Consider the following 23,621-nt stretch of genomic DNA (forward strand, 5'->3'; position numbering starts at 1 on the left):
TTTCAGTAACAGAGGCCATCCAACGCGATGGCTTTTTTGTGTGAATTTGAATAGCCAAGCAGCCATTCTTGAGTAGCGTAATCGCAACCACATTGATGGCCTTGCGATTACGCGCAGCAATACCAAAGGCACTTATCATATTTATTGCGGATGGGGAGACTCGAACTCCCACATCTTTCTGAGCTGCCTGAGCTACAGCGCAAATTAATCACCTAAGGTGGCAGGCAAACTATCCTCACACTCCGCGTTAGCAACAGTTAACAGAAGCCACCATGTAAATTTATACTCACTTCAATATTGTCGCCTGTTGTCTTCTTGCGTTTACACTAAACAAATGCAAAGTGGTTTAGCGGTTTTAGAGGAGTATCACTATGGCCGTACATTATGAACACGATGCCTATGCCTGGGCCCTGGAGCAAGCTGGGCTACTGCGGGCGGGGAAACTGGAGCAACTTGATCTTGAGCACCTCGCCGAGGAGATTGAGAGCATGGGCAAAAGCGAACGGCGCGCGCTGGTCAGCCAATTGGCTCGTCTGTTAATGCACCTGCTGAAATGGGATCACCAGCCCGAACGCCGCTCACGTAGCTGGCGGTTGACGATCATTGATGCCCAAGCCAAAACGAATCGCTTACTGAACGACAACCCCAGCCTAAAAGCATCATTACCTGAACTGATGAGCGAAGCGTACGAAGATGCACGCCGCGCAGCAGCGATTGAGACCGATAGCGAGCTGCACGCTTTTCCAGAAAAGTGTATGTACAGTTTCGATGAAGCGGTAACGTTTCAACCTGTCGAGCACTAAATCGCATGAAAGCAGTCAGGCCTAACCACTTACTCGCCCAATGCACGTCACTTGTAGCTTGGCATGAGCGCTAGCGCACCCCGAAAGCACCGCACAGCGATACTACCAGTACACATCTTAAATCTAGCAAAACTGCCTGGACGGCAGCGTACTCTCACCCATACTTCTGCGCTTCGTTGACGTTTACCTGAGCTACCTGGGCAGCGCACGAGCAGGATGCCTACGCCTGGGCGCTTGAACATTTCTGAGCTGCCTGGGCGGCAGCGCACGGCCAGCACTCAAGATGCCCTGCGCGACGAATTTTCTGAGCTGCCTGGGCGGCAGCGCACGGCCAGCACTCAAGATGCCCTGCGCGACGAATTTTCTGAGCTGCCTGGGCGGCAGCGCACGGTGAACAGCTTGGTGATGTGGGTTCGCCTTGTTTCTGAGCTGCCTGGGCGGCAGCGCACGGGCATTTGCGCGGCTGCTTGGTGGCGCGGGTTTTCTGAGCTGCCTGGGCGGCAGCGCACGAGGGAGGGGCCGTTGATTTGAATTTACCCTTTTTCTGAGCTGCCTGGGCGGCAGCGCACGACTACATTCGCGATACGGGCGGCAGCTTGTCTTTCTGAGCTGCCTGGGCGGCAGCGCACTCGGTGTTGACGCTGGGGATAGCCGCTGCTTTTTTCTGAGCTGCCTGGGCGGCAGCGCACAATTTCGCATCGGCACGCACTGAAATGGTTAGTTTCTGAGCTGCCTGGGCGGCAGCGCACGACCCCACTGGGTCGGCACGCCAATAGCGTCATTTCTGAGCTGCCTGGGCGGCAGCGCACTCTCGCCCGCCTCACTGGCCTGGCTTTCTAGCTTTCTGAGCTGCCTGGGCGGCAGCGCACTGGAGAATTCCCAGGCGGCGGGGGTGGTGGCGTTTCTGAGCTGCCTGGGCGGCAGCGCACAGGGCAACATCGAGAAGGCCGAAGCCTGGAACTTTCTGAGCTGCCTGGGCGGCAGCGCACATGGGCGTGAATCCCAACAGCGGCCGATTCCATTTCTGAGCTGCCTGGGCGGCAGCGCACGGCACCAAAGGCAAGATAGTCACGCCTGACATTTTCTGAGCTGCCTGGGCGGCAGCGCACGTCCCGCCCGCTGGCTTGCCCGACGACGTAGTTTTCTGAGCTGCCTGGGCGGCAGCGCACGCAGCTTGCCGAGCGCCTTCAAGGCTTCGTTCTTTCTGAGCTGCCTGGGCGGCAGCGCACGTTGAGCCTAGGAACTTGCGCGGGATGCCGGCGTTTCTGAGCTGCCTGGGCGGCAGCGCACATGGGCACGGTAGGCACCGGCAAAAGCCACCTTTTCTGAGCTGCCTGGGCGGCAGCGCACCCAACAAGCGGCCCATCATGTCCGACTTGAAATTTCTGAGCTGCCTGGGCGGCAGCGCACGGGGTGTAGTGAATGACGCATCAGGGTCAGATTTTCTGAGCTGCCTGGGCGGCAGCGCACTAACGCACGGTTGAATTGCTGCTTGGCCTCCATTTCTGAGCTGCCTGGGCGGCAGCGCACTTCGCGATGCGGGAGATTGACGGCATAAGCGATTTCTGAGCTGCCTGGGCGGCAGCGCACCTTAGCGAGCACTTGGAGTCTGCCGAGCTACTTTTCTGAGCTGCCTGGGCGGCAGCGCACCTTGGCGATCTGCAAAGCTGGCTTCCAGTTCCTTTCTGAGCTGCCTGGGCGGCAGCGCACGCTTCGTAGCTAACAGGATTGCGAGCTAGCTTTTTCTGAGCTGCCTGGGCGGCAGCGCACACGCCCGTAACCTGCGCAGCCACCTAGCGTCCTTTCTGAGCTGCCTGGGCGGCAGCGCACGCGATTAGCGGCCCGCCTTGCGCCCAGTCGATTTTCTGAGCTGCCTGGGCGGCAGCGCACGGCGCCAGCGCGCAAACCTTTGTGCTGCGCGTTTTCTGAGCTGCCTGGGCGGCAGCGCACGAGCTCATCAATGACCAGCTCATACGCGGGCTTTTCTGAGCTGCCTGGGCGGCAGCGCACCAAAGAAGCGAGGCGAACCTCCTACCCACATTTTTCTGAGCTGCCTGGGCGGCAGCGCACAGATGACAGCACCGCGCGGCAGGAACAGGAATTTTCTGAGCTGCCTGGGCGGCAGCGCACCGGGTGCTATTGTCCTTGTTGCTGAAGTACTGTTTCTGAGCTGCCTGGGCGGCAGCGCACTGCAAGCAGTGCGCGCGCCGTTCGTGCCAGAATTTCTGAGCTGCCTGGGCGGCAGCGCACAGGCCAACGCCGAACGTGGCACCGGTGTCGATTTTCTGAGCTGCCTGGGCGGCAGCGCACTAGGCGGTCGGCGGCGTCGACGAGGTCTATTTTTTCTGAGCTGCCTGGGCGGCAGCGCACTCGCAGGCCCAAAAACCCGCGCGCTACTTCATTTTCTGAGCTGCCTGGGCGGCAGCGCACCAGGTCGCCTGCCGACATCCAGATTTCATCGTTTTCTGAGCTGCCTGGGCGGCAGCGCACTGCAGTTCGCCCAGGCGCTGCTCGATGTGGGCTTTCTGAGCTGCCTGGGCGGCAGCGCACGCAGCTTATCCAGCACCTCTAACGAATCGTTATTTCTGAGCTGCCTGGGCGGCAGCGCACCCTTCCCGGTCTTTGCCCATCAGCACGCCAGCTTTCTGAGCTGCCTGGGCGGCAGCGCACGATCCCAAGAAGCGCTACTTTCGCGTGCGCACTTTCTGAGCTGCCTGGGCGGCAGCGCACAAGCAGCATGAAAAGGATCGCCGCTTCTTCCTTTTCTGAGCTGCCTGGGCGGCAGCGCACTGTTGGCATCACGGCGGTCCATCATTTGGGACTTTCTGAGCTGCCTGGGCGGCAGCGCACCGCAGAATGCGCACCATGACTTCACCGTCGCGTTTCTGAGCTGCCTGGGCGGCAGCGCACCGTTGGCCTTGAGGGCTTTTGCGTAGGGGTTGTTTCTGAGCTGCCTGGGCGGCAGCGCACCCGAAACGGCGGCGGTGTTCGCGGCCACCGATTTTCTGAGCTGCCTGGGCGGCAGCGCACCGTCGCGCCCGTAACCAGGGCAGGCGGGGCGTTTTCTGAGCTGCCTGGGCGGCAGCGCACTCACCCAACAGATCTAAAAAAGCGCGCTCGAATTTCTGAGCTGCCTGGGCGGCAGCGCACAACCGTAACCAGGGCGGTGTGAGGGCGAAGCCTTTCTGAGCTGCCTGGGCGGCAGCGCACCGTAGCAACTGTTCAATCTCAGCCAGGCTATTTTTCTGAGCTGCCTGGGCGGCAGCGCACGATCTCGCCAACTTCTTTGTATCGATCAGAAATTTCTGAGCTGCCTGGGCGGCAGCGCACTGACCGCGAGGCGTGTCCCAGCAAACTGCTGGTTTCTGAGCTGCCTGGGCGGCAGCGCACTCCAGCCATTCGCCCCGGAATTGCTCTCGTGCCTTTCTGAGCTGCCTGGGCGGCAGCGCACTAGACTTTTCATTGGTCGCGCCGCTGTCTTGCTTTCTGAGCTGCCTGGGCGGCAGCGCACCAATAGCAGTCATGTCGTAATTAGTAGCAGAATTTCTGAGCTGCCTGGGCGGCAGCGCACAGTCGCTTATTTCGATGTGCCCCTACGTCGGCTTTCTGAGCTGCCTGGGCGGCAGCGCACCCTTTATGCGTGAATCCAGAGCATTTGTTCCTTTTCTGAGCTGCCTGGGCGGCAGCGCACTTTCCGTCAGTTACAGCGATCCAGAAGAGAATTTTCTGAGCTGCCTGGGCGGCAGCGCACAGCGGAGAATACCACCCAGTAGACTTTTCATTTTTCTGAGCTGCCTGGGCGGCAGCGCACTCACATCACCCGCTGAGGGTGAGCTGCGTATGTTTCTGAGCTGCCTGGGCGGCAGCGCACTTTGCAGTTACGCGACTAGGTATAGCGCGTAATTTCTGAGCTGCCTGGGCGGCAGCGCACAAAAGATTCCGGTGGTTGTTCATGAGCTTTATTTTCTGAGCTGCCTGGGCGGCAGCGCACACGCCACCCCGCCAAAGTAGTCATGGCGAACATTTCTGAGCTGCCTGGGCGGCAGCGCACCCTACGTATAAGTGAGTAATGCCGTGGTTCATTTTCTGAGCTGCCTGGGCGGCAGCGCACAGAGAGACGGTGCAGGCGTTTAACGAGTACCTTTTCTGAGCTGCCTGGGCGGCAGCGCACCCGCCCAGACAAGGCTTTGCCCGACATGGGATTTTCTGAGCTGCCTGGGCGGCAGCGCACATGTGGGCGCAGGTTCGGCACATGCTAGCTTTTTTTCTGAGCTGCCTGGGCGGCAGCGCACGAGGAAGCCGAGGAGGCGCGGATTTTTGAGAGTTTCTGAGCTGCCTGGGCGGCAGCGCACCTTAAAGCAATGATCGATGGCGGGATGCCAGATTTCTGAGCTGCCTGGGCGGCAGCGCACCGCTTGGCATGGTCTGATTGAGATGCGCTCGATTTCTGAGCTGCCTGGGCGGCAGCGCACACCGAAGTAGCCGAAAAGGAATCGACCGAGCTTTTCTGAGCTGCCTGGGCGGCAGCGCACCTGTCATACGTCCTCCGGCTTGGGTGCGGCGCTTTCTGAGCTGCCTGGGCGGCAGCGCACAGGAAGACGAGCTAAAGGCGCTGTTGCGTGAATTTCTGAGCTGCCTGGGCGGCAGCGCACTCATAAAGCGGCAGGCGAATTCGGCAATCATGTTTCTGAGCTGCCTGGGCGGCAGCGCACTCCAAAGAATAATATGCCAGCCGTTTTCGTCTTTTCTGAGCTGCCTGGGCGGCAGCGCACTACGAGTGCGGTTGCCAGAGGCCGCTTTTTGGTTTCTGAGCTGCCTGGGCGGCAGCGCACGCACGGTGCGGCGACGCACATAGATGCGATGCTTTCTGAGCTGCCTGGGCGGCAGCGCACCAACGCGCAGCCGGTGGAGCTAGGCTGGTGTGTTTCTGAGCTGCCTGGGCGGCAGCGCACTCCTGGTTGTCATCCGCGATACCCACCATCATTTTCTGAGCTGCCTGGGCGGCAGCGCACTGACGTTGATCAACGCGCAGCCGGTGGAGCTATTTCTGAGCTGCCTGGGCGGCAGCGCACGCTTCAGGCTTTAGCTCGGAGAGTTGTTTGCGTTTCTGAGCTGCCTGGGCGGCAGCGCACCACTACGAAGTGCTGCGCAAGGCTCGCCGTCTTTTCTGAGCTGCCTGGGCGGCAGCGCACGGTCAGCCTGAGTTGACAGCGGAATCACGGTCTTTCTGAGCTGCCTGGGCGGCAGCGCACACGTCACGGGTTGAAATACTGCTAGGGCTAGATTTCTGAGCTGCCTGGGCGGCAGCGCACATGGTACCGGGTATGGATGGCGGCATCGTGATTTTCTGAGCTGCCTGGGCGGCAGCGCACGGAAGATGCCGGGACGCTCAACAACGCCGGACTTTCTGAGCTGCCTGGGCGGCAGCGCACTCCAGCGGTTCGCCGTTCTCATCCAAGTCTTTTTTCTGAGCTGCCTGGGCGGCAGCGCACTGGCAAAGCATCACACAGCAACGCCGCGCACATTTCTGAGCTGCCTGGGCGGCAGCGCACACGCCTCAAGGTGATCTCGCAGGTAATGAGTGTTTCTGAGCTGCCTGGGCGGCAGCGCACAACTCTTCGCGGGCATACGGCGTGTAGCTGCATTTCTGAGCTGCCTGGGCGGCAGCGCACAGCAATTACACGGCAAGCAACCCAAGCCAGACTTTCTGAGCTGCCTGGGCGGCAGCGCACGTTTAACGACTCCCAATATAAAGAAGCTTCCTTTTCTGAGCTGCCTGGGCGGCAGCGCACTGTAAAGAGTATTCCGATTGCTTATTAATTGTTTTCTGAGCTGCCTGGGCGGCAGCGCACAGTTGGCGGCATGTGATGCTGGGGTCGTGCTATTTCTGAGCTGCCTGGGCGGCAGCGCACGCGTTGACGCTGAGCCCCCGCTGACTGCTGGTTTTCTGAGCTGCCTGGGCGGCAGCGCACGGTACCGGTCACGACCACATCAAAGGCAATAATTTCTGAGCTGCCTGGGCGGCAGCGCACGTATGGGCTATGGGTTACCAGCTGCTAGACGATTTCTGAGCTGCCTGGGCGGCAGCGCACTTCGGCGGCGGGCGAGCGCATGTCGCGGATCTTTTCTGAGCTGCCTGGGCGGCAGCGCACGCGTTTGTTGAGCAGATGAACCTAGGCAGCATTTTCTGAGCTGCCTGGGCGGCAGCGCACCAGGGCGTCAGCTTTGAGCCGCTCCGCAACCAGTTTCTGAGCTGCCTGGGCGGCAGCGCACTAGAGCATACCAAAATTAATGTGCTGATTGTTAAAGAGCTTTAGCCGAAAAAAGCGGTATCACCCTTTTCAGAGTGACACCGCTAAGTGGTTGATTATTGGTGGCCAATTTTCATGCTAGAAAAAAGGGTCAAAACCAGGGCACCGTGGCGTTGGGGCTTAGGCCGTAATGGCTAAACGTGCCTTCCGTTGCAGAAGCCAACGGTTTGCTATGTTCAATAAACAGGCTAAAACGCTGCTGGGTGGAGCGGCTATTGATCTGCACAAAGGGGAGCTCAATGCGTCGTTCAGCCAACTTGGCATAAATCTTCCGCGCCTCTGCTTCTGAAATATCATGCCGTTTGGCGTAACGTTTGGCCCGGCTTTCACTGCCCGTATTAAATTGCTTACGCGCCACGTTTATATGCTGAGTATTTGCAGGTACCGCAAGCACTTCGCTCACCTGGGTGTGGTCGCGCATACCGGTTAGCCAGTCCGCTCTCATTAGCTGCTGCAAACGTGCTTGCGTGCCATGCAAGCGAAGGTGATCGCCCAGTGTGCGAGCGCGAACACCGTGCTTATAGCCTGGGAAACTGGCGCCTACATCTTCGGCATGTAAATCAAACAGCGCCCGGTGCAGCTTGTTATAAAGCGCGCCCATTAACATTGCCGGGGCAAAGTCAGGATCGGGCCTTAAACGAATGTCGATATAGTGATCCATGGTTTACCCCGCTTCGCCGAATACACCACCGCGAATCAGGGTCGCCATCACAAAGTGCTGATCTTCCTTCGTAGGCACTTGGTCCTTGATCATCCAGTTATCTAGGAGTGAATAGAAATCAGCTTTCTGCTTGGGCTGGCGGTACGCTTTACCCTGCGTGGTCACTGAGCCATACGGCTCAACGGCAATCGGCCCAAGATCATCATCGTTTTCATTGGGGTACCAGGTGTCGATGGTACGAATGGCGTTACCCAACTTTTGCGAGTGAATACCGGCAATGTTGCTGACGTGATAAAGCGTTTTGCTCTTATCACCCCGGCCCCGCTCAAGAATCAGCTCTTGTGAAGGAAACACTTCTTGGCCACTGCCCACGCGCACATAGGCCACTACCTCTAGCAGTAAGTGCTGTTCCCCCACCAACGCGGCGGCGATAACACCGGCGAGTTCTTTAAGCTCGGCGGTCTCCTCAAAGGCCCGCAACGAAAGCGACAGTGCATCAAACGTCCACTCTTTGGTGGCTTTACCCTGCGCCAATTGGCGAACGCTTACCTCGACTTGCTCAGCGCCCATGCGGTTACGCCACAGAAAGCGGCCATTAGCGAGGTTATTGGCATAGCGATGCGCCAGCTCGCCGAAGCCTTGCGCTTGTTTATACTCGGCAACTGCCTGTTCCAGCTTGGCTTGGTACTCGGCGTTATTACAGGCCGAAGGCGTTCCGGCACCCGCCAATACGCGCAGCGTAAAACGAGCAACTAAGGTGTCTGCATCGTGGGGCAGCGTGGCGACATCCACCGTTTGCAGGTTGGGATTTTCAATCGCTGCGTCTAGCTTAGCGGGGTCTTGGTCTTTGGCTTTCAGGCGGTTGGAAATGGTGCCGCGCACCGACTTTTCGCGCACTTCTACCGGCTGCCACTGCTGATTATCTTGCCGCTTTTCCCAGCTGCTGGCGTAAAGCAGGGCATCGGAAGGGTCGAGCTTGCGTTCAAAGGCGAGGACGGAAGCGGTTTTAAGGGTATCGTTTTTAGCCATGATAGAGCTCCTGGTTTACTGGGCAGTGGCGCGAAGGTGGTAATCGTTATTGAGTCGGTAAAGTCCCGCTTCTTCGTCGTTATCAACGTACCAAAGCAGGTCTTCCGGTTGCTTCATGCGGTGGGGGCTGACCCACTCGCCAATGGAGTAGAGGCTTTCAACAAAGCGAAACTGAGTCTTGGCATCGCGAGCATTGGCCACTTCGCCGGGATTAAATAGATCGGAAATAGCGCCGTAACCTACAGGGATAGGCACCAGCCAGCCGCGATAGGGGCGCTGAGCCTGCCAAACGGGCTTCTCGTTGGATTCACCTTCATTTTCCAGGGCGCAGTGGTGATTGAGCCGTGAAAGATCCAGCCACGCATCCAGCAAACTGGCATCCGGGTTCTGCTGTTGCAGCGTCTGGTGGTGCTCGGCGAGGTAGTCATCGCGCAGGGTTAGCGCAAAGCCCGGCAGCCAGCGCCGTTTTAGGCGTTCGAACTGCTTTTGCCGCTTTTCTTCATCGTCATCAAGCGCGACCCATTGCGGGCGTTGCTTGTGGCTTGGCACGGCGCGGTTAGGGATGACGCTACCACCGGCAATACGCATACCTGCAACGATCTCACTGATTTGTTTGGCAATCTCATCATGCTCACTTTCTGCCGCGGCTGAATCAATCGTGAAGATCAGCGTGATATCCAGATGGATGCGCCCTTCTTCTACAATCGCTGCCGTTCCGCCAGTTTTATCCACTGGATTACGGGTGAGATGAAAACCACGGATATAGCCGCCTTCAGTGGCCTGGGCTTCAAAGTCATGGCAGATAACGCCGACGTTACCGAGCGAAACGTTGATGCCTGCTGCATAGAGTTTGCGTTCCAGGGCGTGCATCAATCCCACAAAAGCACTCATGGCAGGAAAGCCCCAGGTCATTGGGCTGGAAATCGCATTAGCGTTTTGTACCCGCAGGCGTGGTAAAACCAGGAGGTTTTTCACTTCACTCATCGTCATCACCTCCTGGCAGGTTGGTTAAGTCTTCCATTAGGTTTTCCATCCAGCGGCGGTCACGATCTAGCAGGCGTTGATGGGTGGCATCTTTTGCCAGCGTTTTCTGCCAGTGGCGAAATTCCACATCACCTAATGGGAGCTTTTCACCCAACGCAGCATTGAGCCAGTTAGCAAAGCGGTGGCGAATCTCGTCTGCCCACTCCACGCTGTTTCGTGCTTCACGAAAAGCGGCATCTTCCTCGGCACGGCCAGGATCTAACCAAAAGGCTTCTTCGGCGACCAATTCGCATTTTTCATCCGCACTCCACCCGGCAGGTAGGCTGTGCATTTGCATGGCAAACAGCGCCAGTTCATCCATCAGCATGGCGGTGTAGTCATCACGTAAATCGCGGGTGTGCATGTCGGTAGAGGGGTTGGTCTCCAGAAAGCGCTTGAGGTCTTTAACAAGGGCGCGCACTTCTGAGCGGCTGCCAAATACGCCTGGATGGGAGAAAACCGATGCTACTTTTAGCGGTGGGCGAATATCACGGACATTCCAACTGGGCGGAAGCGACGCCAACAAATAGTTGTTACCGCCCCGCTCGCTATTCAGCTGCGAGATATTTTGCGGCTTGGTGCCGCCCATTTTTTGTACGGCCAAGTTGGGGTAGCTGTGAACGGGTTGCTCAGCGTAGTTGCCCTCCCGTTTAGCTTTACGTGCCTCTTTAGCCTCTTCGCTAAAGCGGTCATGGTTAATGGTTTGAAATACGCGGTGGGCCAGCGAGGTGGCATAGAGCGGTGCTAATAGATGAAAATTCTCGGCATCACTTTCTACGTCTGCGGCATCATCACCTACCAGCCAGTAGAGCTGTTTGCCTCGGGTATGTGAGGCGTGCTCGCCACGCGGTTCGGTAATCGCCGCAAAGGCGCTGATCCACGCCTGGGCTTGTTCGGGGTTATCGCTTAACGCTTTGGCAAACTCGCTATCATTTTCTAGCGCACGCTCAAGCAGCGATTTTCCCTCGAGCTGCAGCTTCAAGAACTTATAAACATCCAAGGCTGCGGCGTTCCCCACCACATCGCCCGCAAAATTAGCGGGTAGTACATGACTGCCAACAAGGTTGTGGGTATGTAGCGATTCGGGCGGAGCGTAAAGGTTGGAGCCTTTGGCATCGGGGTGGATAGGTTTTAGCGAGTGGGTGACGACTTGCAGTTGACCAACGCGCCTTGCCGCATCGTTGATCCAGGTATCGAATTGGAACTGTTCAACCAGTGCTTGGTATTTTGGATCGTCGGGAGCTAGCTTTTCCGCCTTGGTATCGAAGCGATCTTTTAAAAAAACTTCGACTAATGTTCGGAGTTGCTGCCAACTTCCACTAGGAATGGTAGGCATTATTTATCCTTACGAATTTGGGAATCACTGAAATTCGTGCCAAAATAAGCCCCGAGGCAATACGCCTCGGGGCATCTGGCAGGCCGATCTAAAAATCGGCCTCAAAATATTATGTTTACATGATAGCCAATCATGCTCAGATTCCTCCTATCTGCTCTGACCCTGCAGATTTGGGTAACGACGATATACGAATGTGTTTCAAGCTAGCCAAGGAGGTGTGCGACCACCCCTTGGCTAAATTGATATTAGGGCACCACTCTAAAATTATCAACCAGTTTATTAATTAGTGTAATTAAAATAGAAAATGACTTTGACTGCCCGTGCCACTACCATATTTTTGTTGCCGCCCAGGCAGCTCAGAAAAGTTTCTTAATCAGAGTAACTTACGCTGCCGCCCAGGCAGCGGGCCGGTGTCTATCACCGGCCTTCATTTACTCCGCCAAAATCCCAGCACCGGGTGATATCCCCAGCGTTGGTTTCTAGCCGAGGCGGTTACCGTGCCGAAGGTGCGAGCGGCGCGATCAAGGGAGATATCCAAGTCTTCTGCCAAGTCAGCCAGGGCTGTTAAATAGTCGTTGGCTCCCCAGGGCTGAATCCGCTCGCCCTGCTCTTTTGTCAGGTCTATCCGCACCAGCAGGCTCTCCTCCACCAGAACGTAGAGCTTTTCACCTCGCCTTGCGCCATCGTCTACGCGGTGTAGTGTCCAGGTTTCTCCTCCCTCATCGGGCAGCAGCGCTAGGGTTATTTCAGGTTCGAGCTGCTTGCGAAATGGGTCACGCTGAATCAATACACCGGTTAAGTGCACCTGTGGTACGGCGTACCAACTATAGGCCCCCAGCGGTGGTGGCTTGGGCTGCTTGCCAAGCCTGATCTCTTTTTTGGTTAACGGTTCGGCGGGCTGTTCGATCATCAGTTGATGCAGCCGCTCATGCTCCAAATCGACGAGACTTTCTTTAGCGTGCAGCACTTCCCGCGCCAGCACGCGCGGGCGGGCATCTATCACCTGGTACTCATCTTTAGTTAACAGCGTGGTAAGTGAGTGGCTATTAAGTTTCCAGGCCATCTTCGTTTCGAAGCCTGGCTTATGAAAAGCGGGCTCATCCGCGCGCTCCAGGTGTTTTAGATTGGTCTCTAGCAGCAAAATATTGGCCACTTCACAGGCCTGCTCGCGGTGTCGGCGCACCCGGCCCGCTAGTTGGATAATTGAGCGCATGGAAGAAGGCTCGACAATGGCCCAGTCATAATCGTGGTCGCGGCCCACTTCGGTGACCGGCGAGCCCAGCACGATAAACAGGTGGTCGTTTTCTTCGCTGCTATCCAGCAGGCGGCGGATATCGGGCTGCTGAAACACGCGCTCGGGCTCGGCCCGTTGCAGCGTTTTATCTAACCGGCGCTCAATCTCCGAGCGCATCACCAACGGGTGGCGCGAGTGGTAAACGCAGAGGTGAATGCGCACACCTTCTGGCGCGCCCTGCTGAAACAGTGCCCTGGCCACATCCACCAAGGGGTCGATATTGGCCATGCGAATCAGACCGAAACTGACGCGCTTGCTGGTGTGGGGGTCAACGGAATGATGCTGCTGGTGCATCGCCAATGCATGTTCGCGTAGCAGCGTTGCAACTGCGGGCCTGATTTCTTCTGGCCGTTTACCCAACGCTGGCAACGCTAAAATATCGCCACTGCGTCGCACCGGGCTGGAGGCTAAGCGCTCTAGCCGGCGCTTGGCAAAAGCCTGATGTGTCGCCTTGAAGGTCTCGCTACTGGCGCAGTTTTCATGTTGGCGGTCGTGCTCGTCGAACCAGGCGCAGCAGATATCGACCGCCAAACCCGGTTCGCCTCGGTGGCGTTGAAAGGCTTCGCGACCGCTGCGGTAGGCTTCATACAACCCTTCGACCAACGCGGGCGGCAAGGTGGCCGATGAAAGCAACACCCGTGATCCCAAAAGTCCCGCCCAATTGACGAGCCGAGTAAGCGCGGGCAGGTCGTTAATATCGAAATCGTCGATTTCATCGAGGACTAAATCACTACTCATCAGGCGCAGCATTGGCACGATTTGCCGACCGCCGCGCGTGCTTTCCGTGGCGGGCACCAGGTGGTCAACGGTACATACCAAAATAGGTGCGGCGGTTAGCGCTCGGGTGCCCGGTTCATCGTTCAGTCGGCGCAGTACGGGGTGGCTATCAAAATTGCCATCAAACACCACGTGGGCGTCTTCTTCGATAAGTGCCTGTTTAGATGCCGAGCCACTGGCTTCGGCCTCTTGCTCGTAGTGCGCAAACAGAGCTTTATTGGCGCTGCCGCCTACGCGCACGGCGAGTTCATCTTCACCCAGATTCAGACGCTCACGAAGGGCTTGACCAGTTTGCAGAGTCAGCGTGCGTAACCCCAGCGCAATGCTAAAGCGCGCGCCCTGCTGAGGGTCGGCCAGCGCGTACATAATGCGCCCATTCGCCAAGGTTTTACCGCAGCCGGTGGATGCCATATTGATGCCAAAGAAGCCCTGGCGCTGGCTGCGCGCTCTAAGCGATTGGGCCAGATCAAAGGCTTTATCCTGCCAGCGAAAGCGCGGGTGACTGCTGCGCTTACGAAAACCTTTATGGCGGGCTAAACGGGGCAAGTGGCTGTCGACGCTAGGCAGCGCACGGGCGACCGCGGCGGCGTGCTTTTCGACGCCAAGAATATGCTCATCCAATGGCTGATTGGGTTTGCCGGTTTTGCGCACGGTATTGGCAACCAGTGGATAGTTGGACTCACCACGCACTCGATGCAGTGGGTCTTCCAGGCTTGAGTAGTGGTGATCGGCCAGCATTAAACTTAGCCGCGCTAAGTGCATGACGTAGTGACTCTCCAACCAATGGCCATCTTTGTCCAGCCGCGCCTGTAAACGCGTGGCAAGCTTTGTGGCGCGTTCCCTCCAGCGTGTTGTGCTAACGGGTAACCCGCCACTAAATTGCCAGTAGGGCGCGATGCGATTTGGGTCTTGCGTCTCAGGAATTTCGTTCCACTCGGCGCTAATCGACTCAAATAACGCAGGCAGTTGCTCGGCTTGCAGGTTGATGCTTCCACCCCAGCGCCTGGGAATATCGTTATCGTACGACGGCGGCTTTAAGGGCAGCCGATGGTGACTAAGTACTAGCCAACCAAGCGCAGCGGCAAGCGGCGGCAAATGACTAAACACCGCTGAAGTAGCCTCATCCAGACCATCACGCTCTAACCCCTCCAACCAGTCCTGCTCTTGATAGTCACCTTCGGCCAGGCGCGCCAGCCAAGTGGCATCGTCGTCATTACCCACAAATGCCTGAAACAGGCGTAGCGATATCCACTCATGACGGTATAAGTTGCGGCCTTCCAGCTTGCCCTTAAGCCGTAGCTGAAAGGCGTCGCAAGCTTTTCCCAGGTCGTGCAGTAGCGCAGCTAGCGCGGTGAGCAGGAGAATATCTTCACCGCTATGCCAGTCGTTTTCATCGCGACGACGCAATATATCTCTGGCGGTGGTATTGGTTGGCACTGCGCCATTGATATTAAACCTTGAAGCATCCCCCACTACCCACATCAGTTCGCTGTGGTCGTGACCACGAATCCAGTGGCAGGCGACGGCGGTGTTTTTGCGGGCTTTTTTACGCAGCAGTTTGCGCAGTGTGTCCAGCCCGGCCTGGGTGATCGGCGTTTGCCAGGTGCGGTCGCCCCGGCGTTCGGCAAACTGATCAAGGATGCGGCGCGTTTCTTTAAGGGCGTTTTTGTTGCACTGGGAAATCAACAGCACGTTCATGCTTCGCCACCCCCCGACTCTTGCCCTAGCTCTTGGGCGACTTCCTTGAGCGTATCAATCATAAAGTCGAGGGATTCGGTGCGCGTTAAGCGCTCGATGCAGGCTTGGCGAAATTCCTGCTCTTCATCGCCGCGCATGGCGGAAATAAATGCCTGGGGCAGAATCACCGCGTCTTTTACCAAGTCGGCTACATCAAACACCAGCCCGCCCCGGCGGGTTTTACCGTGGAGTACCGCAAGCCCGTGAGGAATCCCCAGCACCCAGGTGGCGGTCGCCGCCAGGCCGTAAGCAAGGTAGTTGCCGTGATCAAGAAATCGGTTGGCAGGGTCAGTGCCCGAGCCGCGTTTGGCACGGGTGAAGTCCCCGTAATCAACGGCATTCACCGCCAGCTTGAACAGCGTTTTGGTTAAACGTGCTTCTAGGGTCAGCAGGTCAACGGTGCTGGGGGCTTGGGTAATCGCTTCGCGATGATGGGCAAGGGCACTCTGCAGGTGATCAGTGGATATACCAAAGCCTGCATCTTTCATAACACGGCTGGTCCACAGCGCTTCGATACGGGCAAGTCGCGCCTGCTGAAACGCCCGGGCGGCATCCAGGCGCTTTACATCATCGAACCAAAAGCGCACCCAGTATTGCAGGTACTCCGTGGGCCGGTACTCGCTTTGCGGGGTCAGCCAGGCGACATCTACATCGACCTCATTGGCAGCAAATAATGGCGTACCGCCGCCGCCGCAGAACCCAACTAATACGCCTGCCTTGGCAAGCTCGCGCATGGCTGCCTGGGTAATCGAGGTGCCGGTGCCCAGCAGTATCGAGGTGGTGTTGGCAATGGGGATATTCCAATAGCGGGATTTGCTGCCTTCATCGGTGACGTACTCTACGCGGCCACCATTCACCAACACTCGACAATGCTGAAGGTAATAGAGGTTAGCGCGCTTGGAATGAAGAATGGTTTTTAGGTCATTGGGCGAAAAGTCATCCATGCGGCGCTCCTGGTTATCGTCTCTCCTCATCTAATCATTCTTTATGAGCAAACACCATGAATCTTAGTCATACTTCGCTTCGTGTTATTCCACGCTAGCCAGCCGCGAACGCCGTGCTACGCTTAGCGCTATTGATCCCGTTAATAGGCACTTCCTTATGCATGCTTTTCGTCTTCTCTCCGCGCTGGTTACGACGCTGGTGATTGCCCTACCTGTCTCTTTGCAGGCCCACGCACAAACCCAGGCTCAAACCGGCGGGCAGTGGAGTGAGTACGATGATGTGTTTGAGGATGGCGCGCGCCATGCGCATGTTTGGCAGTGGGGCTGGACAGGCATTTACGGCACTAGCCTGGCAGTGAATGCGTACCAGTCGAGTGAGGCAAACGACGCGGATGACCGTTTTGATGCGCGAGTGGGGGTGGTGAAATCTGCGCTGGCGCTGGGCGGTATGCTGACCGACCGCCAGCCGCACCCGGCGGCGTTGGCCGAATATGAGCGTTTGAAAGCCAGCGGCGAGCTAAGCGGTGTGCAGGCGTTGGGGTTACAGCTTTCCCAGGCGGAACGTGAGCGGCGCGGCTGGGGCGCTCGCGTGGGCTCATTGGTGGTTAATGGTGTGGCGGGGGCGGTAATTGCTGCCGATGGTCGTGAAAGCGATGGCGCCATCAACTTCGCGACGGGCATGCTGGTCAACGAGCTACAGATTTGGACACAGCCGAATCAGGCGACCTCTGCGATTAATCGCTTCCAACCCGCTAATCTATCGCTGGGTCCGATGACTATTCCTGGTGAATATGCACTCCATGTAGGGCCACAGCAGCTTGGTGCTACCTGGCGCTACTAGGTTTTTACGCCAACTGCCTGCGCCAATCTCCCCCACTTATTTGTGACTCTAAAAAGCGCTGTCGGCAGTTTTCGGCTAGCGCTTTTTCGTTGTCAGCGCGGCATTAACGCGTAAAATATTCAGCAATTTTTTGGCTTTTCCAAATGTTATGTTATAACCTATTTGAAATTACACGAGGCCGCCTGATGAGTGAGCATACGCACCGCCATAACAAGGAAGGTCCTTGTCACTTCTCCTTGATGTCATTATCGGCTGTTAAACGGCTGTTGTTTGTCACCGTGCCGTTGTTGGTGCTTTGGTGTTTGGTGGTTTGGGCTGGTGGGTGGCTAGGATGAGTCAGCGCTCTTTATCACGCTGTCAGTTGCATAATCTGCATTTGGCTCAAGCGCGCCGCACGGTGCTTGAACACCTTGAGGGCGACTTTCAACCGGGCGCCATTACCGCGCTGATCGGCGCTAACGGGGCCGGTAAAAGCACGCTGATTCAGGCGATTATGGGTGAACTGCGGCCGATTAACGGTGAAGTGGTTTGTACGGTACCCAAAGAGCGCCGGGCGTGGCTGCCCCAACAGTTGGCGTTAGACCTGACCTTCCCGATGAGTGTGGAAGAGCTGGTGATGACTGGCAGTTGGCCCAGCCACGGCGCGTTAACCGGCTACTGTGCAGCGCACTATCGCAAGGGTCGCGAGATCATGGCGCGGCTGGGGATCTCGCACTTGGCCCACCGCCCCTTGGGCGAGCTTTCCGGTGGTCAGCGCCAGCGCGCACTGATCGGCCGCACACTGATGCAGGAAGCCGAACTGCTGCTGCTTGATGAGCCGTTTGCCAACGTGGATAGCGAGACCGTGGATATTTTGATCCGCATCCTGCGCCAGATGGCGGACGACGGCGCGACGATTATTGTCGTGCTCCACGATATGGATCACCTGCAACGCTTGGCCGATGAAGTGTTGATGCTAAACGGCGGCCATGGCCGTTGGGTCGCGCCGAGTGCGCTTACTGATCACCATTCACCCGCGCAAGTGGTGCCGTTTACTCTCGGAGGTCGTCATGCTGGATCTGCTTAATGCGTGGCTGATCAGCCCCTTCGATTACGGCTTTATGCGCCGTGCGGTGGTGGGTGGTTTGGCGCTTTCGCTGGCCGCCCCGCCGCTGGGAGTGTTTTTGGTGCTGCGCGGCATGAGCCTGATTGGTGACGCCATGGCCCACGCCATTCTGCCGGGCGTTGCGCTGGGGTTCCTGCTGGCAGGGTTTTCGCTGCCGATCATGAGCATTGGCGGGGTACTGTTTGGCTTAATGGTCGCGCTGCTGGCAGGGGCGGTCTCAAAAATGGGCGGCCAGCGCGAAGATGCCGCCATGGCGAGCTTCTTTATCATTTCGCTGGCCGCCGGTGTCATGCTGATTTCGATTGGCGGCAGCAGTGTAGATCTTACCCATGTGCTGTTTGGCTCGATTCTGGCAATCAACTCCACCGCGCTACTACTGATTGCAGGCATCAGCACGCTGATTGTGGTGACGCTGGCCATCGTGTTTCGCGCATTAGTGGTGGAGTGTTTAGACCCGCTGTTCTTACGCGGCCAAAGCCGCCGTAGCGGTTGGGTGCACAGCGTGTTTTTGGGGTTACTGGTGCTGAACTTAACCGCCGGCTTTCAAACCCTGGGCACGCTAATGGCGGTGGGCTTGATGATGCTGCCTGCTACCTCCGCACGCTTTTGGAGTAAACGGCTTGAGGGGTTGATCGGCATCGCGATTGTACTGGCCATGGTGGCGAGTACTGGCGGCCTGCTGCTCTCTTTCCATCTGGATATTCCTTCTGGCCCGAGCATTATTCTGCTGGCCGGGGCGGGGTATCTGTTTTCGGCCCTGTTTGGTCGCTATCACAGCTTGGCAGCCAAGCTGCGGCGTAAGACAACGCCATTGGCCGTGGAGCAAGGGTCTTAATCGTCCCTATTTATACTTATCGTAAGGAGTGTTGCATGTCGCTTGCCTATTTATCCTATCGGCCGTCGCGCTGGTTAGTGGGTGTTTCCGCCCTGCTGGCACTGCCTGCCGCTATCGCTGATGAACGCGTTCAGGTGGTGACCAGTTTCTCGATACTGGCGGATATGGTGGAAAACGTAGGCGGCGAGCATGTTGAGGTGACCTCGCTGGTGGCTGCCGACGGCGATGCCCACGTCTACTCCCCCAGCCCCGGAGACGCCCGCTCTCTAGCGAACGCGGATTTGGTGGTGTTCAACGGTCTGCTGTTTGAGGGCTGGATGGAGCGTTTGATTAGCGCCAGCGATTATTCAGGTGCACTGGTCACCGCGACGGATGGCGTTGAACCACTCTCTTTCGCTGAGCATGAAGACCATGACGAGCACGGCCATGAGGAGCATGGGCATGACCAGCACGCTCACGAAGAGCAGGATCATGAAGAGCATGGGCATGACGACCACGCCGATCACGACCATGGTAATGAAGACCCGCACGCTTGGCAGGATATGCAGCAAGCCGAGGTGTATGTCGCCAATATTCGTGACGGTTTAATCGCCGCGGATGCCGATAACGCCGATGCTTACCGCGCCAATGCGGAGCAGTATTTACAGGAAATGGTCGAGGTAGACGCCGAGATTCGTGCGCTAATTGATGAGATTCCGGCTTCCACCAGCGTGATTACCGGCCACGACTCCTTTGGCTACTTTTCCAGCGCTTACGGGGTGAACTTTCTCTCTCCGGTGGGGCTTTCGACCGAAGCCGACCCCAGTGGCGCCAGCATGGCCGCGCTAGTGGATGTGATTGCGCAGGAGAACGTACAGGCGCTGTTTCATGAGAACATGACCAATCAGTCGATCATCAACCAGCTCGCCGAAGAGACCGGCCTGCCGATCGCCGGTACGCTTTACGCCGATGCATTGACCGCAGAAGGCGAAGCCAGCACTTACCTGGGCATGATGCGCCACAATGCCCGTGTGCTGCATGATGCGTTAGCAGAGCCCGGATATATAAAGCCCGGTCATGACGATCATGAGCGTGACCACGATGACCATGACCACAGTGAGCATAATCACTAAGCCGATAGGGTTATAAACGCTGCTCACGTCGTGATAGATATGAGCAGCCATATCACCAATCATCTTTATCACGCTCTTTGCGGCTGGCCATACCCCTAACTTACTTGCCGCACCCACTACCACAGGATCTTGGTATGCGTAAGTTAGTAGCGGTAACAACCTCCTTTCTCATGACCAACTCACTCCTGCTCGGCAGCGCTGCCTGGGCGCTTGAAACAGCCGATAGCGACGCAGTTGAAGCGCTGGTGAACGAGACTATCGCCCCACTGATGGATGAGCACCGCATCCCGGGCATGGCGGTCGCGCTGAGCATCAACGGCCAGCAGCACTACTTTAATTATGGCCTCGCCAATCAAGAAGCGGGGATTCCGGTCGCCGATGAGACGCTGTTCGAGCTGGGCTCCATCAGTAAGATTTTCACTGCGGCGTTAACAGGCTACGCGCAGGCCAGCGGTGCGCTTTCGCTTTCCGACGCGGCCAGCGAGCACCTGCCTGCCCTTGAAGGCAGTGCCTTCGATGAGATCACATTGCTGGAATTGGGCACTTACACCGCGGGTGAACTGCCGCTGCAGTTTCCCGAGGCGGTTAACAACGAAGCGGCAATGGTCGACTACTATCGCCAGTGGCAGCCTGAATCCACGCCTGGCAGTCATCGGCTCTACTCCAACCCGAGCATAGGGCTGATGGGGTATTTAACCGCCCAACGTCTCGGAAAGCGTTATGCAGCATTGATGGAGGAACATCTCTTCTCACCGTTAGGGCTTGACCACAGTTTTTACCAAGTGCCTGAAGCACAGCAGGCGCACTACGCTTACGGTTACTCGAAAGAAGATGAGCCGATTCGGGTGAACCCCGGCGTATTGGATGCTCAGGCTTACGGCTTGAAATCAACTGCTGCAGATGTGCTCACTTTTGTGGAAGCCCACATGAATGACTCAGCGCTGGAAGCCCCCCTACGCCAAGCCCTGACGGCCACGCGCACGGGGTACTTTGAGGTCGGCAATATGACCCAGGGGCTGGGCTGGGAAAGCTACGCCTACCCAGTAACGCTTGAGCAGCTGCTGGCAGGTAACTCACTTGAGATGATATTAGAGCCCAACCCTGCCAACCGCTTAACGCCCCCTTTAGCCCCTCGGCAAGAGGCGCTTTATAACAAGACCGGCTCAACCAACGGCTTTGGCGGCTATGTGGCTTTTGTGCCCAGCGAGCAGATCGGCATTGTGATGCTGGCTAACCGTAACTACCCCAATGGTGCCCGCATAGAAGCAGCGCACCAACTGCTTACCGCACTGGCAGAAGCCCACTGAGTCTCTCTCGCTTAAAACAGTCTAATGCCGCCGTTGGCGGCATTTTTTATGGCATCATCGCTAAGATCAAACAACCTAAAGTTGCATTTTTCGCTGTCAATAAGGAGACTATTACTCCTCCCCGATACTTACCTTCACTGCGAAGAGCCCTTTCCCATGCGTCTAAACGCCGATTTTAGCCACTTTGCCTGTGTTACCCCGGAAGAGTATCAGTGGGTCGATTCCCCCAGTGCGGGGGTCGAGCGCATGATGTTTGACCGAATTGGTGATGAAGTTGCCCGTGCCACCAGTCTTGTTCGCTACGCGCCTAATACGCAATTTGAGCGGCATACCCACGGCGGCGGCGAAGAGATCCTGGTGTTGGAAGGCGTGTTCGCCGATGAGCATGGGCGCTACCCAGCCGGCAGCTACTTACGAAACCCCATCGGTACCGGCCACACGCCACAGATTGGCGAGGAAGGCGCGCTGATTTTTGTCAAACTGCACCAGTTTGACCCCAACGACACGCTCCAGCTGGCGGTACCTGCGCATCGGCTTCCCTGGCAGCCGGATCGTCGCCCGCGCATTGCCTACAAGATGCTGCACACCTACAAGCAGGAGCGCACCAGCCTGGAACGGTGGTCGGCGGGCACCTCCATCACTTACCCCACGCTGCTGGGCGGCCTGGAGTTTTTGATTCTTGAAGGCAGCCTAAGCGATAGCGAGCATAGCTACACGGCGGGCACCTGGTGTCGCTACCCCAGCGGCGCAGCCCCTGCACTCACCGCCGGTGAAAATGGCGTGATGATGTACCTCAAACGCGGTCATCTGCCGCCCGCATAGCTTAGTGCTTAGCTTCGTGATAAGCCCAGAAACGGCAGCAGCGTAAGAGCCGCAATAAGCCCCACGGCTAACAGCACCAGCACCACCTGCAGCGGGTGAGCGGCCAAGCGATGCCACAATGTTTCCGCGTCGCCCCGCTCAACCGCTGCTTGATGCTCACGCTGGACGCGGTCAAGGCGCTCCGCCTGATAGGCGTCTAGCGCGGCGATAGCCGCATCATGCTGATGTGGATTACGTAGCCAGATAGCATCGACCCCCAGGCGGAAAAAGCCCGCCTGGGTTTCATAGGTATCAAAGCCATGGTCGGCCAACAGGTCACGCACTTCCATGGCCTCTTCGTCGGTAACGTGGCGCAGCCGGAACAGTAGTTCAGCCATTGGCGTGCCTCATGCGTCGCTTTTACCCGCCATCAGGTCTGCCTGAATTACTTCGATCCAGTAGCCATCCGGGTCCTTAACGAAGATAACATCCTTCATTTTGCCCTGATCAGCGCGTTTTACGAAGGTGACGTCGTGCTCGTCAAACCATGCCTGTGCCGCTGCCAAATCCGGCACGTTAAAGCAGATGTGCCCAAAGCCCTGGGGCTCGGCATTGCCATCGTGATAGGCGAAATCTTCCTGGTTTTCAGTCCCCCAGTTGTGGGTCAATTCCAACAGCCCCTTCTGGCTAAACGTCCATACGGTACGCGCGTCAGTCTCTTCCGGCACGCTGTCGCTCGGCTCCACGTTGGCTAAAAAGTAGAGCGAGAACTGCATCTCCTCGAAATCCAGCCGCCGCAGTACCTGCATGCCAAACACTTTTGAGTAGAACGCCAGCGCCCGCTCGGGGTCTTTGACCCGCAGCATGGTGTGGTTTAAACGGAATCCTTGGGTTTGAGGCGGTGTATCGACGACACCAGGATGCTGCTCACCTTGAAAACTCATCACGCTCTCCTGTCGCTAATACTGTTCATTGACTCTATTGAGCCTCACATACCGCTTACCATGGGGGCTTTATTGCCAGAATGCTAGCCCTTACAAGCACGTAGGCAGTGTCGTATCGGGGCACCGGTAAGCGCACTAGCAATCCTAAACAAAAACCCTACACTTATTATCCATAAGATTTACAAAAGAAGTTCCCGCCACATGATCGATGCCCCTGATTGAGGGCGTCCTTCAGGAGGTTTTTATGACTGCGATTGATATGACGCTGGGTGATCACTTAACCCTCAAGCAACTTTCCAATGCGCTTCACAACGGCTTTTCGCCCATTGTTGAAGTGGAGTCGATGGATGGGATTTACAGAGTGCGCTTTCATCACGCTAACGGCGTGTCTGACCTCAGTGATAACAAAGGGCACGTCAGTACTTTTCTCGGCACGGGTGAAATCCGCGATACCTTAGGCCAACTTGGCTTGACCCACGGCGTGCTGACCTTCGCTGACCAGTGCGGTGACGAAATGATTGGGATAGAGGGGAAAGCCATAACGCCTGACGAGATGCTCACCTACGGCACGCGTATTTCGTTTCGTTAGATTGCCATCGTCTGTATCCAGGGGTTTACAGGGCTACTCCAGGCAAGGATAGTAAGCGCTCGACAGGGGCGCCCTCCGTTACGGTTGGGCTGAGACGCACCCTTTGAACCTGAACCGGATAACACCGGCGTAGGGAGTCATGGTACCGCTTACCACCTCCCCGCCGGGAGGA

16 protein-coding genes, 1 CRISPR repeat array and 1 riboswitch are annotated in these 23,621 nt (G+C 57.2%); of the genes, 8 read left to right on the plus strand and 8 right to left on the minus strand.

The genetic code is table 11. The features are described from left to right. Positions 1-371 precede the first annotated feature (371 nt). Positions 372-803, plus strand: a complete 432-nt coding sequence (locus CXF87_RS14405) for a DUF29 domain-containing protein (RefSeq protein ID WP_101147089.1) — start codon at positions 372-374, stop codon at positions 801-803. 241 nt (positions 804-1,044) lie between these two features. Further along, a CRISPR array of direct repeats spans positions 1,045-7,076; the repeat unit is 28 nt; unit sequence TTTCTGAGCTGCCTGGGCGGCAGCGCAC. A gap of 129 nt (positions 7,077-7,205) precedes the next feature. Here the strand turns inward: CXF87_RS14405 and cas6f are convergent. The 6 genes from cas6f to cas1f all read right to left on the minus strand — a co-directional run bounded on the left by cas6f (position 7,206) and on the right by cas1f (position 15,915). Next, on the minus strand, positions 7,206-7,775 hold the full coding sequence (gene cas6f / locus CXF87_RS14410) for a type I-F CRISPR-associated endoribonuclease Cas6/Csy4 (protein WP_101147090.1): 570 nt from the start codon (positions 7,773-7,775) through the stop codon (positions 7,206-7,208). Positions 7,776-7,778: 3 nt separating this feature from the next. Beyond that, a complete protein-coding gene (gene csy3 / locus CXF87_RS14415) occupies positions 7,779-8,804 on the minus strand; it encodes a type I-F CRISPR-associated protein Csy3 (RefSeq protein ID WP_101147091.1) in 1,026 nt (341 codons plus the stop codon). 15 nt (positions 8,805-8,819) lie between these two features. Next, positions 8,820-9,788 (minus strand): type I-F CRISPR-associated protein Csy2, encoded by a 969-nt coding sequence (csy2, locus tag CXF87_RS14420; protein WP_101147092.1) that lies wholly within the window; start codon positions 9,786-9,788, stop codon positions 8,820-8,822. Next, positions 9,781-11,163, minus strand: coding sequence for a type I-F CRISPR-associated protein Csy1 (gene csy1 / locus CXF87_RS14425; RefSeq protein ID WP_101147093.1), 1,383 nt, complete (start codon positions 11,161-11,163; stop codon positions 9,781-9,783). Before csy1 ends, csy2 begins: the two co-directional genes overlap by 8 nt. A 427-nt stretch (positions 11,164-11,590) precedes the next feature. Beyond that, entirely contained in the window at positions 11,591-14,932 is a 3,342-nt protein-coding gene (cas3f, locus tag CXF87_RS14430; protein WP_101147094.1) for a type I-F CRISPR-associated helicase Cas3f, read from the minus strand. Further along, positions 14,929-15,915, minus strand: coding sequence for a type I-F CRISPR-associated endonuclease Cas1f (gene cas1f / locus CXF87_RS14435; RefSeq protein ID WP_101147095.1), 987 nt, complete (start codon positions 15,913-15,915; stop codon positions 14,929-14,931). Before cas1f ends, cas3f begins: the two co-directional genes overlap by 4 nt. A gap of 157 nt (positions 15,916-16,072) precedes the next feature. On the opposite strand from cas1f, the gene CXF87_RS14440 reads away from it, so the two are divergent. From CXF87_RS14440 to CXF87_RS14470, 6 genes are all read left to right on the plus strand, one after another. After that, the gene (locus CXF87_RS14440; protein ID WP_101147096.1) at positions 16,073-16,756 is read left to right on the plus strand and encodes a hypothetical protein; all 684 of its coding nucleotides are present in this window, start codon (positions 16,073-16,075) and stop codon (positions 16,754-16,756) included. A gap of 331 nt (positions 16,757-17,087) precedes the next feature. Continuing rightward, positions 17,088-17,822, plus strand: a complete 735-nt coding sequence (locus CXF87_RS14450; RefSeq protein WP_101147098.1) for a metal ABC transporter ATP-binding protein — start codon at positions 17,088-17,090, stop codon at positions 17,820-17,822. Beyond that, positions 17,806-18,696 (plus strand): metal ABC transporter permease, encoded by an 891-nt coding sequence (locus tag CXF87_RS14455; protein ID WP_101147099.1) that lies wholly within the window; start codon positions 17,806-17,808, stop codon positions 18,694-18,696. Before CXF87_RS14450 ends, CXF87_RS14455 begins: the two co-directional genes overlap by 17 nt. 35 nt (positions 18,697-18,731) lie before the next feature. Next, positions 18,732-19,808, plus strand: a complete 1,077-nt coding sequence (locus CXF87_RS14460; RefSeq protein WP_101147100.1) for a metal ABC transporter solute-binding protein, Zn/Mn family — start codon at positions 18,732-18,734, stop codon at positions 19,806-19,808. A gap of 170 nt (positions 19,809-19,978) precedes the next feature. After that, on the plus strand, positions 19,979-21,115 hold the full coding sequence (gene ampC, locus CXF87_RS14465; RefSeq protein ID WP_431313164.1) for a class C beta-lactamase: 1,137 nt from the start codon (positions 19,979-19,981) through the stop codon (positions 21,113-21,115). Positions 21,116-21,271: 156 nt separating this feature from the next. Then, positions 21,272-21,937, plus strand: a complete 666-nt coding sequence (locus CXF87_RS14470) for a cupin domain-containing protein (protein ID WP_101147102.1) — start codon at positions 21,272-21,274, stop codon at positions 21,935-21,937. A gap of 8 nt (positions 21,938-21,945) precedes the next feature. Here CXF87_RS14470 and CXF87_RS14475 read toward each other — a convergent pair whose 3' ends face one another. Together CXF87_RS14475 and gloA are read right to left on the minus strand one after the other, a co-directional pair. Continuing rightward, a complete protein-coding gene (locus tag CXF87_RS14475; protein ID WP_101147103.1) occupies positions 21,946-22,314 on the minus strand; it encodes a DUF6164 family protein in 369 nt (122 codons plus the stop codon). Positions 22,315-22,323: 9 nt separating this feature from the next. Then, positions 22,324-22,860 (minus strand): lactoylglutathione lyase, encoded by a 537-nt coding sequence (gene gloA / locus CXF87_RS14480; protein WP_101147104.1) that lies wholly within the window; start codon positions 22,858-22,860, stop codon positions 22,324-22,326. Positions 22,861-23,104: 244 nt separating this feature from the next. Between gloA and CXF87_RS14485 the strand changes: the two genes are divergently transcribed. Beyond that, on the plus strand, positions 23,105-23,449 hold the full coding sequence (locus CXF87_RS14485) for a hypothetical protein (RefSeq protein ID WP_101147105.1): 345 nt from the start codon (positions 23,105-23,107) through the stop codon (positions 23,447-23,449). 54 nt (positions 23,450-23,503) lie between these two features. Then, positions 23,504-23,602, plus strand: a riboswitch (TPP riboswitch). The last annotated feature ends 19 nt before the right edge of the window (positions 23,603-23,621 follow it).

This window comes from Halomonas sp. MES3-P3E (assembly GCF_002836035.1).
Classification (GTDB): Bacteria; Pseudomonadota; Gammaproteobacteria; order Pseudomonadales; family Halomonadaceae; genus Vreelandella; species Vreelandella arctica.

What these genes read in the sequence shown, in the direction of transcription:
- CXF87_RS14405 (WP_101147089.1), top strand. Translation starts at nt 372, where the DNA reads ATGGCCGTACATTATGAACACGATGCCTATGCCTGGGCCCTGGAGCAA.
- cas6f (WP_101147090.1), bottom strand. Translation starts at nt 7,775, where the DNA reads ATGGATCACTATATCGACATTCGTTTAAGGCCCGATCCTGACTTTGCC.
- csy3 (WP_101147091.1), bottom strand. Translation starts at nt 8,804, where the DNA reads ATGGCTAAAAACGATACCCTTAAAACCGCTTCCGTCCTCGCCTTTGAA.
- csy2 (WP_101147092.1), bottom strand. Translation starts at nt 9,788, where the DNA reads ATGAGTGAAGTGAAAAACCTCCTGGTTTTACCACGCCTGCGGGTACAA.
- csy1 (WP_101147093.1), bottom strand. Translation starts at nt 11,163, where the DNA reads ATGCCTACCATTCCTAGTGGAAGTTGGCAGCAACTCCGAACATTAGTC.
- cas3f (WP_101147094.1), bottom strand. Translation starts at nt 14,932, where the DNA reads ATGAACGTGCTGTTGATTTCCCAGTGCAACAAAAACGCCCTTAAAGAA.
- cas1f (WP_101147095.1), bottom strand. Translation starts at nt 15,915, where the DNA reads ATGGATGACTTTTCGCCCAATGACCTAAAAACCATTCTTCATTCCAAG.
- CXF87_RS14440 (WP_101147096.1), top strand. Translation starts at nt 16,073, where the DNA reads ATGCATGCTTTTCGTCTTCTCTCCGCGCTGGTTACGACGCTGGTGATT.
- CXF87_RS14450 (WP_101147098.1), top strand. Translation starts at nt 17,088, where the DNA reads ATGAGTCAGCGCTCTTTATCACGCTGTCAGTTGCATAATCTGCATTTG.
- CXF87_RS14455 (WP_101147099.1), top strand. Translation starts at nt 17,806, where the DNA reads ATGCTGGATCTGCTTAATGCGTGGCTGATCAGCCCCTTCGATTACGGC.
- CXF87_RS14460 (WP_101147100.1), top strand. Translation starts at nt 18,732, where the DNA reads ATGTCGCTTGCCTATTTATCCTATCGGCCGTCGCGCTGGTTAGTGGGT.
- ampC (WP_431313164.1), top strand. Translation starts at nt 19,979, where the DNA reads ATGACCAACTCACTCCTGCTCGGCAGCGCTGCCTGGGCGCTTGAAACA.
- CXF87_RS14470 (WP_101147102.1), top strand. Translation starts at nt 21,272, where the DNA reads ATGCGTCTAAACGCCGATTTTAGCCACTTTGCCTGTGTTACCCCGGAA.
- CXF87_RS14475 (WP_101147103.1), bottom strand. Translation starts at nt 22,314, where the DNA reads ATGGCTGAACTACTGTTCCGGCTGCGCCACGTTACCGACGAAGAGGCC.
- gloA (WP_101147104.1), bottom strand. Translation starts at nt 22,860, where the DNA reads ATGAGTTTTCAAGGTGAGCAGCATCCTGGTGTCGTCGATACACCGCCT.
- CXF87_RS14485 (WP_101147105.1), top strand. Translation starts at nt 23,105, where the DNA reads ATGACTGCGATTGATATGACGCTGGGTGATCACTTAACCCTCAAGCAA.